At 65.3% G+C, this 13,758-nt stretch carries 15 protein-coding genes; 12 read left to right on the top strand and 3 right to left on the bottom strand.

All coding sequences use genetic code 11. The features are described 5' to 3' along the window. Positions 1 to 19 precede the first annotated feature (19 nt). The 6 genes from D2T30_RS01760 to D2T30_RS01735 all read left to right on the top strand — a co-directional run bounded on the left by D2T30_RS01760 (position 20) and on the right by D2T30_RS01735 (position 6,936). Complete coding sequence (locus tag D2T30_RS01760) at positions 20 to 982, top strand: transglycosylase SLT domain-containing protein (protein WP_128207398.1); 963 nt, start codon at positions 20 to 22, stop codon at positions 980 to 982. Beyond that, on the top strand, positions 982 to 3,069 hold the full coding sequence (flhA, locus tag D2T30_RS01755; protein WP_128207583.1) for a flagellar biosynthesis protein FlhA: 2,088 nt from the start codon (positions 982 to 984) through the stop codon (positions 3,067 to 3,069). The genes D2T30_RS01760 and flhA overlap by 1 nt, the downstream gene beginning before the upstream one ends. Before the next feature lie 47 nt (positions 3,070 to 3,116). Next, positions 3,117 to 3,836: a flagellar biosynthetic protein FliR gene (locus D2T30_RS01750; protein ID WP_128181271.1), complete on the top strand. Its 720-nt coding sequence runs from the start codon at positions 3,117 to 3,119 to the stop codon at positions 3,834 to 3,836. Next, positions 3,833 to 4,918 carry an EscU/YscU/HrcU family type III secretion system export apparatus switch protein gene (locus D2T30_RS01745; RefSeq protein ID WP_128207397.1) on the top strand — a complete coding sequence of 362 codons (1,086 nt, stop codon included), beginning with the start codon at positions 3,833 to 3,835 and terminating at the stop codon, positions 4,916 to 4,918. Before D2T30_RS01750 ends, D2T30_RS01745 begins: the two co-directional genes overlap by 4 nt. Further along, on the top strand, positions 4,915 to 5,280 hold the full coding sequence (locus tag D2T30_RS01740) for a hypothetical protein (protein WP_128207396.1): 366 nt from the start codon (positions 4,915 to 4,917) through the stop codon (positions 5,278 to 5,280). The genes D2T30_RS01745 and D2T30_RS01740 overlap by 4 nt, the downstream gene beginning before the upstream one ends. 150 nt (positions 5,281 to 5,430) lie before the next feature. Further along, entirely contained in the window at positions 5,431 to 6,936 is a 1,506-nt protein-coding gene (locus tag D2T30_RS01735) for a DASS family sodium-coupled anion symporter (protein ID WP_128181210.1), read from the top strand. Positions 6,937 to 7,059: 123 nt separating this feature from the next. Here D2T30_RS01735 and rpsI read toward each other — a convergent pair whose 3' ends face one another. Together rpsI and rplM are read right to left on the bottom strand one after the other, a co-directional pair. Beyond that, the gene (gene rpsI / locus D2T30_RS01730; RefSeq protein ID WP_128207395.1) at positions 7,060 to 7,551 is read right to left on the bottom strand and encodes a 30S ribosomal protein S9; all 492 of its coding nucleotides are present in this window, start codon (positions 7,549 to 7,551) and stop codon (positions 7,060 to 7,062) included. Positions 7,552 to 7,553: 2 nt separating this feature from the next. Beyond that, positions 7,554 to 8,015, bottom strand: a complete 462-nt coding sequence (rplM, locus tag D2T30_RS01725; protein ID WP_128181214.1) for a 50S ribosomal protein L13 — start codon at positions 8,013 to 8,015, stop codon at positions 7,554 to 7,556. Between the two features lie 526 nt (positions 8,016 to 8,541). Here rplM and D2T30_RS01720 point away from each other — a divergent pair. The 6 genes from D2T30_RS01720 to D2T30_RS01690 all read left to right on the top strand — a co-directional run bounded on the left by D2T30_RS01720 (position 8,542) and on the right by D2T30_RS01690 (position 13,255). Then, entirely contained in the window at positions 8,542 to 8,952 is a 411-nt protein-coding gene (locus D2T30_RS01720; RefSeq protein WP_128207394.1) for a DUF6634 family protein, read from the top strand. Next, the gene (locus D2T30_RS01715; protein WP_128207393.1) at positions 8,949 to 9,737 is read left to right on the top strand and encodes a metallophosphoesterase; all 789 of its coding nucleotides are present in this window, start codon (positions 8,949 to 8,951) and stop codon (positions 9,735 to 9,737) included. The genes D2T30_RS01720 and D2T30_RS01715 overlap by 4 nt, the downstream gene beginning before the upstream one ends. A gap of 73 nt (positions 9,738 to 9,810) precedes the next feature. After that, complete coding sequence (locus D2T30_RS01710; protein ID WP_128207392.1) at positions 9,811 to 10,914, top strand: AAA family ATPase; 1,104 nt, start codon at positions 9,811 to 9,813, stop codon at positions 10,912 to 10,914. A 121-nt stretch (positions 10,915 to 11,035) separates the two neighbouring features. Then, on the top strand, positions 11,036 to 11,590 hold the full coding sequence (locus tag D2T30_RS01705; protein WP_128207391.1) for a metallophosphoesterase: 555 nt from the start codon (positions 11,036 to 11,038) through the stop codon (positions 11,588 to 11,590). Positions 11,591 to 11,741: 151 nt separating this feature from the next. Next, a complete protein-coding gene (locus tag D2T30_RS01700; protein ID WP_164884181.1) occupies positions 11,742 to 12,443 on the top strand; it encodes an HAD family hydrolase in 702 nt (233 codons plus the stop codon). A 404-nt stretch (positions 12,444 to 12,847) separates the two neighbouring features. Continuing rightward, a complete protein-coding gene (locus tag D2T30_RS01690; protein ID WP_128207389.1) occupies positions 12,848 to 13,255 on the top strand; it encodes a hypothetical protein in 408 nt (135 codons plus the stop codon). A gap of 254 nt (positions 13,256 to 13,509) precedes the next feature. Here D2T30_RS01690 and D2T30_RS22985 read toward each other — a convergent pair whose 3' ends face one another. After that, on the bottom strand, positions 13,510 to 13,713 hold the full coding sequence (locus D2T30_RS22985; RefSeq protein ID WP_164884180.1) for a hypothetical protein: 204 nt from the start codon (positions 13,711 to 13,713) through the stop codon (positions 13,510 to 13,512). Positions 13,714 to 13,758: the final 45 nt, after the last annotated feature.

The raw sequence follows: 13,758 nt of genomic DNA, 5'->3' as shown, positions 1-13,758 counted from the left end.
TGCCGCGCGGGAGAATCCCATGCCTTCCCTTTGGCGTTCGCTCGCCATGCTGATCCTTTCGCTCGTGCTGTCGCCGATGGCGGAGGCGCGGACGAATGATGAGATGGTCGCCTCGGTCTGCGAACGCGCGGCGGAAGAGGCGGCGCGCCGCTCGGGCGTGCCGGTTTCGGTGCTGAAGGCGATTTCGCTGACCGAAACCGGGCGCAAGGCGGCGGGCGGCTTTCGCCCCTGGCCCTGGACCGTGAACATGGAAGGCGCGGGCCACTGGTTCGAGACGCTGGCCGAGGCGCGCGCCTATGTCCAACGCGAGAACGCCCGCGGGGCGCAGAGCTTCGACATCGGCTGTTTCCAGATCAATTATCGCTGGCATGGGGAGGCGTTTTCCTCGATCGACCAGATGTTCGAGCCCTTGCCCAATGCGCTGTACGCCGCGCGCTTCCTGTCCGAGCTTTACGCCGAGACGGGCAACTGGAACGACGCGGCGGGCGCCTATCATTCCCGCACCAAGAGCTTTGCCGACAAATATGCCGCGCGGTTCGCGCAGTTCCGTCAGCGTTTCATGACCGAGGATACCGGCGGCGGCCCGCTCTCCGTCACCCGGACCCGCTTGGCTGCGGATGCGCCGCTTTCGGCGATCGCCAGCCTGAATTTCGACACGCCGTCCGGGTCCGACATTCCCGAGATCCCGGATATCGTCGCCATGCTGACGCCCGCCGGGGCGCAGCCCCGCGCGCCGCGCGAAAACACCTATCCGCTGTTACTGCGTCAGGCCGAGATCCGCCCCCCTTCGGGCGTCGCGCCGCGGGCGAGCCTGTTCACCGGAATGGAACCCGCCGAGGCCCCGCCCACATCGGACGATGCCCCCGCGCCGCAAGCCGGCCTGTCACCCGCCCCGGCCAGCCTGTTCACCGGCTCGGGCAGCGCGGCGGGCGCGGCCCCCGGATCGCTGCTGCGCGCCGCCGCCCCCGAAGGGACCGAATGATGCCGCGCCTGACCTTCGCGACGGTCTTTCACCCGACGATCCTGCTCGCCATGGCGCTGATGGCGATCATCGTGATGATGATCCTGCCGGTGCCGCCCTGGGTGATGGATATCGGGCTCGCCGCCTCTTTCGCGCTGGCGATCCTGATCTTCACCATCACGCTGTTCATCGAACGGCCGCTGGATTTCTCGGCCTTCCCGACGGTGCTGCTCGGCTCGCTGATGCTGCGGCTGTCGCTCAACGTCTCCTCGACCAAGCTGATCATCGGCGAGGGGCATACCGGCACCTCCGCCGCGGGCCATGTCATCGAGGGATTCGCCGATTTCATCATGGGCGGCTCGGTGCTGGTCGGTCTGGTGATCTTCGGCGTCATCATGATCGTCAATTTCGTCGTCATCACCAAGGGCGCCGGCCGGATGGCCGAGGTCAGCGCGCGCTTCGCGCTGGATGCGATGCCGGGCAAGCAGCTCGCCATCGACAGCGACATGAGCGCGGGCGCCATCGACCATGCCGAGGCGCGCGAGAGGCGCGAACGCGAACAGGCGGAAACGACGTTCTTCGGCTCGCTCGACGGCGCGTCGAAATTCGTCAAGGGCGATGCGGTGGCGGGGCTGCTCATCACGCTGCTGAACCTCGTGGTGGGCATCGCGGTCGGCGTGCTGCTGCACGGGCTGAGCCTCGGTTCCGCCTTTGAAACCTACGCGATCCTGACGGTGGGCGACGGGCTGACGACGCAGATCCCGGCGGTCATCATCTCGATCGCGGCGGCGATCCTGCTGTCGCGCGGCGGGGCGCGCAGCTCGGCCGACATCGACCTGTTGCAGCAGTTCGGCCGCTATCCGGCGGCGCTGGTCGCCGTGGGCATCCTGATGGCGCTGTTCGGGATCGTCCCCGGCCTGCCCTTCGTCCCCTTCGCCACCGCCGGGCTCGTGCTGGTCGGCGCGGCCTATGCGATCCGGCAAAGCGCGCTGAAGGCGCGGCGGCTGGAGGCGATGAAGATGACCGCCACCCCCGAGGCCAGCCGCGCCAAGCGGATCGGCGATGTGCTCGACGTCGACGATATCCATGTCGAATTCGCCCCCGATCTGGTGGCGATGGCGCTCGACCCGGCGACGGGGCTCGATTCCCGTATCTCGAACATGCGCAACCATGTCGCGGCGAGCTTCGGGCTGATCCTGCCGGAGATCCGCCTGACCGATGACGCCACCCTGCCCCCCGGCAGCTACCGCATCCGCATCCAGGGCGTCGAACAGGCGCGCGACAGCCTGCGCCCCGACCGGGTGCTGGCGCTGATTTCCGACAATGCCGACATCCTGCCGCATGGCGAGGATGTGCGCGAGCCGGTCTACGGCGCCCCCGCCCGCTGGCTGCCGCAGGCGAGCCGGGAGGAGGCGTCGCTATCCGGCTCGACCGTCGTCAGCCCGTCCGAGGTGCTGGCCACCCATCTGCTCGAGGTGATCAAACGCAATTTCCCGCGGCTGATGACCCTGCGCGCGCTGCGCCGGCTGCTGGATGAAACGGTCAACCTGTCGGACCCGGCGCGGGCGGAATCGAACCGCCGCATCCGCGACGAACTGGTACCGGAAAAGGTGCCCGTGGATCTGCTGCTCTCGGTGCTGCGGCTGCTCTTGGCCGAACGTGTGTCGATCCGCAACCTGCTGCTGATCATCGAGGCGATCGCCGAGGGGCGCCCCCTGCAAACGCCCGAGGCGATCTGCGAACATGTGCGCCAGAGGCTGGGATTCCAGCTCGTCGCCGACCTGCGCCGCCCCGACGGCACCATTCCCCTGCTGCAGCTGGCCCCGGAATGGGAGGAGGCGTTCACCAGCTATCAGGTCACCGGCGACCGCGGGCAGGTGGATGTCGCCCTGCCGCCCGACAAGTTCAACCGCCTCGCCGCCAATGTCGCGGACAGGATCTCGAAAGCGGGCGAAAGCGGCACCTACCCCGCCGTCATCACCTCGACCCGCCGGCGCCGGTTCCTGCATACGGTGCTGGAGGCCAAGGGGATCGCGACGCCGGTGCTCAGCTATGACGAGCTTGGCACCGATGCGCGTCCGGCGATGATCGGGATGGTGCCGGCGTGAACGAGACCGCGGCCGAGCTGCTGAACCAGATCCAGACCTATCTGGGGATGATCTTCCCGGTCTTCCTGCGGGTCGGCGGCGCGATGGCTCTGCTGCCCGGCTTTGGCGAGCAATCCCTGCCGGCGCGGGTCAGGCTGTTCCTGACCTTCGCCTTCACCATGATCGTCTTCGGCGGCCTGCCGGTCACGGAACTGCCCACCGGCCCCGCCTTCCGCCCCGGCTATTTCGGCGAGGCGCTGGTGGGTCTGGCGATCGGCACCATGCTGCGGCTGTTCATTCTGGCGCTGCAGACGGCGGGGATGATGATCGCGCAATCCATCTCGCTCTCCCAGCTTTTCGGCGGGACCGAGGGGCAGCCGCAGCCTGCCGTGGGCCAGATGCTGCTGATGGGGGGGCTCGCGCTGGCGACGCATATGGGGCTGCATGTCAAGGTGGCGATGCTGCTGATCGCCTCCTATGAGGTCATGCCGCTTGGCCGGCTGCCGGATGCGGACGTCCTGCGGGCCTGGGGGGTCGCGGGGGTCAGCCAGACCTTCATGCTGGCCTTCTCGATCGCCATGCCCTTCGTGCTGGGCGGGCTGGTCTACAATATCGCGCTCGGCGCCATCAACCGGGCGATGCCGCAGCTGATGGTCGCCTTCGTCGGGGCGCCGGCGCTGACCTTCGGCGGGCTGATCCTGCTCGCGCTCGCGGCACCCGCCGGTCTTGCGCTCTGGCTCGGGTCGTTCGACGCTTTCCTCGCCGATCCGTTCAGGATCCCGCCATGAGCGAGGAGGAAGCCGCCGAACGCTCCTTCGACCCGACCCCGCAAAAGCTGGAGGAGGCGCGCCGCAAGGGGGATGTGGTCCGCTCGGCCGATCTCAACGTGGCGGCGGGCTATGCCGCGCTGCTTGTCGTCGCGGTGGCGGGCGGCGGCTGGAGCCTCCTGTCCCTCGGGGAGCATCTGATGATCTTCTGGGATCAGGCGAATTCCTTCGACCGGCAGTCCATCCGCGGCGCCGGGCCGGTCTACGGGGCGACGCTGCTGTGGGTCGGGCTGTCGGTCCTGCCGTGGTTCCTCGTCCCGGCGATCTTCGTGCTGATCGTCGTCGCGGTGCAACGCTCGCTGGTCTTCGCGCCGGAAAAGCTTGCCCCGCAGCTCAGCCGCATCGACCCGATCAAGAATGCCGGGCAGAAATTCGGCCGCTCCGGCCTGTTCGAATTTGCCAAAAGCTTCGTCAAGCTGGTCATCATCGCGGTCATCCTCGGCCTCTTCCTGTCCGCCCATGTGCAAAGGGTGCTGAGCACGCAGGCGATGGAGGTGCGCCCGGCCATCGCCGAAATGCTGCGGATGCTGGTCGAGTTCCTCGCGTTGCTGGTGGTCACGGCGCTGGTCATCGGCGCGGCGGATTATCTGTGGCAGCGCATGGAATTCCTGCGCCGCAACCGGATGAGCCGCAAGGAACTGATGGACGACATGAAACGGTCCGAGGGCGATCCGCACATGAAGGCGCAGCGGCGTCAGCGCGGGATGGAGATCGCCTCGAAACAGATGATCGCCGAGGTGGGCAAGGCCGATGTGGTGATCGTCAACCCGACCCATTACGCCGTCGCGCTGAAATGGGACCGCGCGGCGAAGCGCGCGCCGGTCTGCGTGGCGAAGGGCGTCGACGAGGTGGCGGCCCGGATCCGCGCCGCGGCGATCGAGGCGGGCGTGCCGATCCATCCCGATCCGCCGACCGCGCGGGCGCTTCACAAGGCGCTCGACATCGGCGACGAGATCAGCACCGAACATTATCAGGCGGTCGCGGCGGCGATCCGCTTTGCCGAACGCATGCGCCGCATCGCGCGCGAAAGGAGGGGCTATTGACCCGGCATGGCAAGCTGGCGGCGCTGGACGGCATCGCCCGGATGAAACGGGAGCTGGAGCTTGCGGAACTGGCGCGGCTCAACGCCCGCAGGCGCGAACTGGCCCGGGAACGGGAGGCGTTGCAGCGCCAGACCGCCGAGGCGTTGCGGGCGGGCACCGACGCACCGGCCGTGGCGCTAGCGGCGGAACGGTTCGGCCGCTGGACGCGCGCGCGGCAGGCGGCGATCGCGGTGCAGGAGCATCGGATCGACGATGCGGCAGCGGCGCAGAAGGACCGCGCGGCGCAGGCCGTCGGACGTCACCACGTTCTGGAAAAGATCGTCGCCCGGCTGCGCAGGGACGATGCCCGCACGCGCCCCTAGCCGCGTGGAACCGGAAAGAGACACTGCGCCAACTTTCGTCACGCGGCCGATAAAGTTGATCTGCATCATGACATTCGCGCCCGATAAGGCATAAATGCCGACCCATGAGACGGACGCGGCGCGCCCCTCCCTCCAGTCGAGGACAGAAAGATGGATGAACGCATAAAATCATTGCTTGTACATATCTACGAGGCGGTTCCCTTCCGCATCGTCCCGGCGATCATTACCACCATTGTGCTGTTCACCCTTCTGGCATTGCCCGTTCCCGAGGGGCTGACGAGCAACGGCTGGGCGATGCTCGCCATCTTCCTGACGACGATCGTGGCGATCATCCTCAAGGTCATGCCGATCGGGGTGATGGCGCTGATGGCGATGGTGATCGTCTCGCTGTCGCAGGTGACCTCGGACACGTCGAAGGGCGCGGTGGCCGATGCGCTCGGCAGCCTGTCGAACCCGCTGATCTGGCTGATCGTGGTCGCCATCCTGATTTCCCTTGGGCTGAAGAAGACGGGGCTCGGGCGGCGGCTGGGGATGATGTTCATCGCCGCGCTCGGCAAGCGCACGATCGGCATCGGCTACGGGCTGGCGTTCTGCGAGCTGCTGCTGGCGCCGGTGACGCCCTCGAACACGGCGCGCGGCGGCGGGATCATCCACCCGATCATGAAGTCGATCGCCAATGCCTTCGATTCCGATCCCGCGAAGAGCACGGAAAAGAAGGTCGGCACCTATCTGGCGCTGGTGAACTACCACGCCAACCCGATCACCTCGGCCATGTTCCTGACGGCGACGGCGCCGAACCCGCTGGTGCAGAATTTCGTCGCCACGGCGACGAACGGCGCGGTGCACCTGACCTGGACGAGCTGGGCGGTGGCGATGCTGGTCCCGGGTGTCTGCGCGCTGTTCCTGATGCCGCTGGTGATCTATCTGATCTCGCCGCCCGACATCAAGAAGACGCCCGATGCGGTGACCTTCGCCCGTGGCGAGCTTCAGCAGATGGGGCCGCTTGCGCCCAAGGAAATCATCATGCTGCTGACCTTCGTCATGCTGCTGCTGCTCTGGGCGAACGTGCCGGCGATGATCTTCGGGCCGGCCTTCACGCTCGACCCGACGGCGGTGGCGATGATCGGCCTGTTCACGATGCTCATCACGGGCACGATCACCTGGCAGGACGCCCTTGGCGAGAAAAGCGCCTGGGACACGCTGATCTGGTTCGGCGCGCTGGTGATGATGGCCGAACAGCTCAACAAGCTCGGCGTGATCGCCTGGTTCTCGGACGGGATGAAGGTGGCCATCGCCTCCTCCGGCATGGGGTGGGAGATGATCGCGGCGGTGCTGGTGCTGGTCTTCACGCTGACGCACTACATCTTTGCCTCCACCACGGCGCATATCAGCGCGATGATGCTGGCCTTCCTGACGGTGGGCGTGGCGCTGATCCCCGGCGAATATCAGGGCTATTTCATCCTGATGATGGTCGCCGCCTCGGGCATCATGATGACGCTGACGCATTACGCGACGGGGACCTCGCCGATCATCTTCGGCTCGGGCTATGTCTCGATGGGCCGCTGGTGGGGCGTCGGTCTGGTGATGTGCCTGGTCGAGCTGCTGGTCTTCGCGGTGATCGGCGGGCTGTGGTGGAAGGTTCTGGGCTACTGGTGAGCCCTTCCCCACCGGAAAATGAAGGGGCGCGGTTTCGCGCCCCTTTTTCATGCCCGCATCACATCCCGCCAAATGAAAACGCGGCCCCGAAGGACCGCGTTTCCGATGTTCTGTTCCGAAGGATCAGCGCTTCGAGAACTGGAAGGACCGGCGGGCCTTCGCCTTGCCGTATTTCTTCCGTTCGACGACGCGCGAGTCGCGGGTCAGGAAGCCCGCAGCCTTGAGCGGCGCGCGCAGCGCGGGCTCGTGCAGTTGCAGCGCCTTCGAGATGCCGTGCTTCACCGCACCGGCCTGGCCCGACAGACCACCACCGGCAACGGTGGCGTAGACGTCGTACTGGCCTTCGACACCGGCGACCGAGAACGGCTGGTTCACGATCAGCTGCAGCACCGGACGGGCGAAATAGGCCGTCATGTCCTTGCCGTTGACCACGATCTTGCCCGAACCGGCCTTGACCCACACACGGGCCACGGCGTCCTTGCGCTTGCCGGTCGCATAGGCGCGGCCCTGCGCGTCACGCACCGGCTCACGCGGGGCGGCGTCTTCGACCACGGCGGCCGGGGTGCCAGCAACGGCCGACTTCAGATCGTCGAGGGATTTGAGTTCTTCGGCCATGATTAGCTCCGGGTGTTCTTTTTGTTCAGCGACTTGACGTCGAGAACTTCGGGCTGCTGGGCTTCATGCGGATGCGCGGCACCGGCGTAGACACGCAGGTTCGACATCTGTTCGCGGCCCAGACGGTTGCGCGAGATCATGCGTTCGACCGCCTTGATCACCACACGCTCGGGGTGGTTGCCTTCCAGCACCTGACGCGCGGTGCGGAACTTGATCCCGCCCGGGTGGCCGGTGTGCCAGTAGTAGCGCTTGTCTTCACGCTTCGTGCCGGTCATCTGCACCTTGTCGGCGTTGATGATGATCACGTTGTCGCCCATGTCCATGTGCGGCGTGAAGGTCGGTTTGTGCTTGCCACGCAGACGCATGGCGACGATCGAAGCGAGGCGGCCCAGAACGACGCCCTCGGCGTCGATCAGGATCCACTTCTTTTCGATCTCCGCAGGTTTCGCGGTATAGGTTTTCATTGTCGATCGCCCTTTGAAGGGTTGTGGAATTCAGATGGGGGCTTTTCCGCGATCCGGGTGTGAAAATCAAGGGCCAAGCGCGCATTTTTTTCATTCAGAATCAGTTATTTAAAATATAGGTATCAAAGCACCCCAAATTTCGAGGCGTTTTGCGCGCGAAACGGCGGACGGTTGCGACTTTTTGAAACGACAGCCAGTTGAGACCCATTTTCGGGATTTCGGCGACCATTTCCAAGGCAGTTATCGCCCACCCTTGGCGAGGAACCAGAAATCTTATTATGATTCAATAAGTTGCCGGAATCCCTCCAAAACGGCATAGCCGACCCGTCACAGCACCCTGCCACCAGAGCTGGCAACTCGCCCACCTTGACGACCCCACCCCCTCTCCGCATCGTCCGGATCACTCCTCGAACCGGCCGCAACCCCCCGAGCCTGGCCGATCCGGGGTCCGCCACCCTTCGCAACACACCGCCCGGAAAGCCCCGCTTTCCGGATCGGAGCCTCATACCCGCATCGGAGATCCGCCATGCTCCCCGAACACCTGCGCGACTTGGTCGCCGCCCATCTCCCCGTCATCGCCTCGGTCGAGGCCGGTCCCACCGTCGCTGACCTGACCAACGCCCCCTATCTCGACCGCTGGATCACGATGCGGGAGTTCACTGGCCGGATCGTGCTCTTCGGCGACGTGACCGGGCACCCGCTCCTGCACGACACCGGCATCGTCACGTCGCAGCTGTTCGGAATCGACGCCAAGGCGGGCTGGGCGCGAACGCTCAGCCGCTGGTATCGGCTCGGGCGGCCGCTCGCCCCTGATAAAGGGGAGTTCCCCGACCCGTTCGGTTTCCGCCCGCTGGCGAATCCAGATGTTCTGGCCGCAGCCTTGGCTGCCCACGCGGACGAGATCCGCCGTCTGGCTGCGGAGGCGCGAGACCAATGAACATCCTGATCACCGCCGATCTGCACCTCGACCTTTGGGCCCGAGCGGGGCGTGATCCGTTCGCCGGGATCGTTCCGGTGCTGCGCGATCTGGACGCGCTGATCGTCGCGGGTGACCTTGCAGACAATCCGCACCGGAACTGGTCTCCGGCGCTGGCCCGGCTCACGCGGCTGGTCGCGACGGAACGGATCAGGGTCATTCCGGGCAATCACGATTATTATGGCGCCAGGCTCGACGACAGGCTGCTGCTTCGGATTACTGAGGGCGCCGGGGCGAACTTCGCCCAGAATCAGGTCCTGACCTTCGGCACCACGCGCCTTCTGTGCTGCACGCTCTGGACCGATTTTGCGCTGATGGGCGACACCGAGACGGCCATGGCACGGGCCGCGATGGCAATGCCGGATTATGCCCGGATCTGCGGGGCAGACGGTGAACTCCTCACCCCCGAGGATACTGCCGCGATCCACCACGATCATCTCCACTGGTTGACCCGGGAGATTACCAAACCCTGGCCCGGCCAGACGGTCATCGTCACGCACCACGCTCCGAGCGCAACCGTTTCGGGGCCGCTCTCGGGCCTCAGCCCGGCCTTTGCCTCCGAGCTGGAGGACTGGATTGGCGCGCACCGGCCCGATTACTGGTTCTTCGGCCACACGCATCGGCCGCTCTCCGCCCAGATCCACGGCGTGCCGGTCATCAACGTCTCGCTCGGCACGCCCGACGAGGTGCCCGAAGGCGAGGAGACAGACCTCCTGCTGCGCGGCCTGATCTTCACCGGCGCCTGACGTTCCCGATCCCAACTCTTTTGCGCAGGCGGGATCCCCCGACTGACGGCCCCCTCATGTCCGGAGATTCGCCATGACCCGCATTCCCTTCGCCCTGTTCCCCTTTCCGGATCCGAACCTCTCCGCCGACGTGATCGAGCGGCGCTTGCGCCAGCATCTTGTCAGGCTGATTGCCACGAAGATCGGCATCGAGCCGCCCCTGAACGCCAATGGCACCATTGATGAGGCCGGGCACGAAGTGATGCTGGAGAGCATCGATCTACCTTATTCAAAGACCAAGCGCCTGCGCGAGCGCGCCGAGAGGATCGTTGAGCGCCGGACCGCGAAATCGCCCCTGTCGCGGATGAAGGCCGAGGACCGGAAACGGATCATGCCCCTGCGCGACGGGGTCGCTCTGATCGGCGTCCCGAACGAGCACCGGGCGGATGAATTGGCCGCCGCGCTGCATGCGGAATTCCCTTGGATGGGCCCGGCGACCGAGGTGGTCTGGCATGCGATGCGGCGCTCGGTCCAGCGTGGCGATGCGGGGTTGCGGCTGCCGCCGATCCTGCTCGACGGTCCACCGGGGATCGGCAAGAGCCACTGGGCCCGGCGTCTCGGATCGCTGATCGGCGTGCCGGGCATGGTCTATGACGCCACCACCGAGAACGCCTCCTTCGGCCTGGTCGGCAGCCAGCGCGGCTGGGGCAATTCGGCGCCGGGGCGGCTTGTGAACCTGATCCTGACCGAGCGGGTGGCGAACCCGGTTGTGGTGGTCGACGAGGTGGAAAAGGCCGGAACGGCGCAGTCCGACAAGGGCCGGTCGTTCGATCTGACCGCGGCGCTGCTGCCGCTGCTCGAGCCGCTCAGCGCCCGGAACTGGACCTGCCCCTATTTCGAGCTGCCGTTCGACATGGGCTGGATCATCTGGGTGCTGACCTCGAACAATTACCGCCTGCTGCCGGATCCGCTGCTCAGCCGATGCCCGCCGATCCGGCTCGCTTCGCCGACATTGGCACACCTTTTGGGGTTTGCGGCCCATGAGGGCGCACGGCGGGGCCTCTCGCCCGAGGCGATCGACGCTATCCGGGCCGCGCTGGAATGGGCCGAACGGCAGGATCGCCTGCCGACCCTGCGCACCGTGCTGCGCATGCTCGACCGGGCCGAACAGATGCAACAGCGACCGTTGCTGCAGTGAAGCGGCGCGGTGTTTATTCATTTGCCACGCAGGAACACCCCTATGAAACCCTCCCCCGACCAGCGCATCTGGTATGACAAGTTGCTGAACGCGATCGCCGCCTCTGAAGATGAGCGCTGACATGCATTGGTTCACCGCAGATCCGCACTACGCCCATGACAGGATCATTGGCTTCTGTGATCGTCCTTTCGTAAATATTGCCGCGATGAATGCCCGTCTTCTGGGTGAATGCCGCGCGCGGGTTCAGCCAGATGACGATCTCTGGATTCTGGGGGATTTCAGCGCGGGCAAGGCGACGGATGCGCAGCGGCGCGAAGTCCGGACTATATTCCACGCCATTCCCGCCCGAAAGCACCTGATCTGCGGCAACCACGATCAGCCATGGGTCTGCGACCTGCCGTGGGGCAGCGTGACGGAGACGGCGGACATCACCGTCGATGGCCGGCGGCTGTTCCTCTGCCATTACCCGATGATCACCTGGCCCGGTGCCCGGCACCAGGGTCTGCAGCTTTTCGGCCATGTCCATCAGAACTGGCAGGGGTCGCGAAACAGCGTCAATGTCGGGGTCGATGTCTGGGATTTCCGGCCAGTCACGCTGCCGGAGATCGAGCGGCGGGCCGAACGCTTGCCGGTAAACGCGCATTGGCATCAGGTCGAGCCACGAAGTGCGCCGTGATGATTTTGATAGGCGTCGGTGTTATCGCCCCCAATTGGGGAATATCTCCTGATCAGGGAGATGACCTTATCGGGTCTCCGTCTTCATGGCGACCATATGAATTGAGCCTTCCCAAGGGAGACCCGATATGCCGATGAAAGCTATCCGCGCCGTGGCCTTCGACTGCTTCGGCACGCTCCTGCATATCCGCTCTCCCCGAAATCCCTGGAAAGCGCTGCTGGCCGAAGCGCGCCGAAAAGGCGGTAGCCTGAAACTCGACCCGCGCCGCGAGCCCATCCCCACGATCGAGGCGTTTGCTGCGGCCTGCGGGGTGGAATTCCGACCGGAATGGGGCCGCGATCTGGATGCCGAAATCGCATCGATCGAGGTGGCGCCGGATGCCCCCGATGTTCTTCGTCGCCTGCGAGCAACCGGGTTCCGACTGGCGCTGGCCAGCAATCTGGCTCCGGCCTATGTTCCGGCCGTGGAACGGCTGCTGGGCGATCGGGTCGACGTCACCTGTTTCTCCTGCGATCCGGATATGCGGGCGCTGAAGCGGGAGCGCGAATTCTTCGAGGTGCTGCGAACCAGGCTGGGCCTGCCCGCCTCAAGGATTCTCATGATTGGCGACAGCCTCGGTTCCGATATTCGGGGCGCGGCGGCGGCCGGGATGCCCACCCTGCATCTGGCGCTGTCAATGGCGGTGCCGGCCCCAGGTCGGATCCGAAGCCTTTCCGAGGTTCCGGTCCTGCTCAAAGACGCAGAAGGCCATGAACTGATGCGCCGCCGCGCCGCACGTGACAATGTCGATGCCGCCCTCCATATCCTGAACCGGGTGGTTCCGGATGTGCCGCCAGATGAAGAGGACGAATGACGACACATGGTGCGGGCGGCACCTTCCGGGCCGGACCTGTCATCGCCTTCATCGAGCAAGATCCGCCATGCTTTGGGTAGCTATTCGAAGGAATAGCCGACGCGCCGAAGTTCAGGCTGACAACGCAGCTTGGCGGGATGTCGGTTCCGATATGCCCTTCCGGACCATATCAGGCCCGGCTTCGCGTTTTGTCCGACCTCCTCTCCAGGAGGCCAAAGACAGAGCCTTGGCGACTAGACGATCTCCTCCCATGGAACTTCAGGCCGTCAAGCTAAGCAGCCCGTGGTCGTCTGAGAACGCTTACGAATGCATCGGCGGCTATCTTTCCGTCAGGGAGGTCACGCTGCCGGCCGGATTCAGCTTCGATGAGACGCGGAACCGCGCCGTTCCCAGGGAGAAATAGGATGACACCGGAAAACTCCACCGACAAATCCAGCGTCGAGGCGCGCCTCCTGGCCAGAATCGACCTGATCAATGCGTCGCAGGCATGCGTGCTGTTGCGCATCGAAACGGATGACCCGGAAGGTGCCATGCAGGCTTTGGCCCGGGACGATGTCATCGTAACAGTTGTGAAAAATGGCGAAATCAGGTTGCCGCTGTTCCAGTTCGACGTGAGAAATGGCCGTGTTTTCGATGTGATCGGCGCCATCCTGAAGGACAAGCCGGCCCGCATCAGCAACCTTCGGCTCTGCTATTGGCTAACCCGCGCCCACGTCGATTTCCGCGGCCCGCCCGCCGACCGGTTCGGGAGAGATGACACGGAAATTGTCGCCGCATTCGGGCGATATATCGAGCCTGTTCGTCATGGGTAACAGTCGCAGGCCAGCCAGCGCCACCGTGGCGCGGTATCTGCGATGTGCCCGCAAGATCACGCCGCTTGGCCCTTCGACCGCCATATCGACAACGATGCGGATTTGCGGCTGCTATGCGAAGGGCCGTCGCCGGATCACTCTGGCCAGAGCGGCCCGAGCTTGTGGGGTGAGGTGGAGCGGTCCGGCCGGCAGCGTCACGGTGTTCATCGACAGACAGGCATGAGGCCTACCATTTGCAGCTAAGGACACAGCTGTCAGGTGATTTGTGCAACGGAAACGCGCCGCAAGATTGCGGGCAGTGCAACATGCTGAAATTGTTTAATATATTCCAAAGTGAAGGGCGGCACAAGTGTCAACGGCGGCGCAAAAGTCGGCAACGGCGGCGGAGCAAAACCAGGCCAGTTGGTGAGGATGTGCGCCATGGCGCGCGCGTTTTCCACGTAGCCGGCGCGTGGCATGGCGCACTGGCCCGTCCGGGCCAGTCGTCGTCAGATGTCTGTATG

This window comes from Paenirhodobacter populi (assembly GCF_004022215.1).
Classification (GTDB): Bacteria; Pseudomonadota; Alphaproteobacteria; order Rhodobacterales; family Rhodobacteraceae; genus Rhodobacter; species Rhodobacter populi.
Note: the sequence above shows the minus strand (reverse complement) of the source record. Positions and strands in the feature narration are given on the sequence as shown.

What these genes read in the sequence shown, in the direction of transcription:
- D2T30_RS01760 (WP_128207398.1), top strand. Translation starts at nt 20, where the DNA reads ATGCCTTCCCTTTGGCGTTCGCTCGCCATGCTGATCCTTTCGCTCGTG.
- flhA (WP_128207583.1), top strand. Translation starts at nt 982, where the DNA reads ATGCCGCGCCTGACCTTCGCGACGGTCTTTCACCCGACGATCCTGCTC.
- D2T30_RS01750 (WP_128181271.1), top strand. Translation starts at nt 3,117, where the DNA reads ATGATCTTCCCGGTCTTCCTGCGGGTCGGCGGCGCGATGGCTCTGCTG.
- D2T30_RS01745 (WP_128207397.1), top strand. Translation starts at nt 3,833, where the DNA reads ATGAGCGAGGAGGAAGCCGCCGAACGCTCCTTCGACCCGACCCCGCAA.
- D2T30_RS01735 (WP_128181210.1), top strand. Translation starts at nt 5,431, where the DNA reads ATGGATGAACGCATAAAATCATTGCTTGTACATATCTACGAGGCGGTT.
- rpsI (WP_128207395.1), bottom strand. Translation starts at nt 7,551, where the DNA reads ATGGCCGAAGAACTCAAATCCCTCGACGATCTGAAGTCGGCCGTTGCT.
- rplM (WP_128181214.1), bottom strand. Translation starts at nt 8,015, where the DNA reads ATGAAAACCTATACCGCGAAACCTGCGGAGATCGAAAAGAAGTGGATC.
- D2T30_RS01720 (WP_128207394.1), top strand. Translation starts at nt 8,542, where the DNA reads ATGCTCCCCGAACACCTGCGCGACTTGGTCGCCGCCCATCTCCCCGTC.
- D2T30_RS01715 (WP_128207393.1), top strand. Translation starts at nt 8,949, where the DNA reads ATGAACATCCTGATCACCGCCGATCTGCACCTCGACCTTTGGGCCCGA.
- D2T30_RS01710 (WP_128207392.1), top strand. Translation starts at nt 9,811, where the DNA reads ATGACCCGCATTCCCTTCGCCCTGTTCCCCTTTCCGGATCCGAACCTC.
- D2T30_RS01705 (WP_128207391.1), top strand. Translation starts at nt 11,036, where the DNA reads ATGCATTGGTTCACCGCAGATCCGCACTACGCCCATGACAGGATCATT.
- D2T30_RS01690 (WP_128207389.1), top strand. Translation starts at nt 12,848, where the DNA reads ATGACACCGGAAAACTCCACCGACAAATCCAGCGTCGAGGCGCGCCTC.
- D2T30_RS22985 (WP_164884180.1), bottom strand. Translation starts at nt 13,713, where the DNA reads ATGCCACGCGCCGGCTACGTGGAAAACGCGCGCGCCATGGCGCACATC.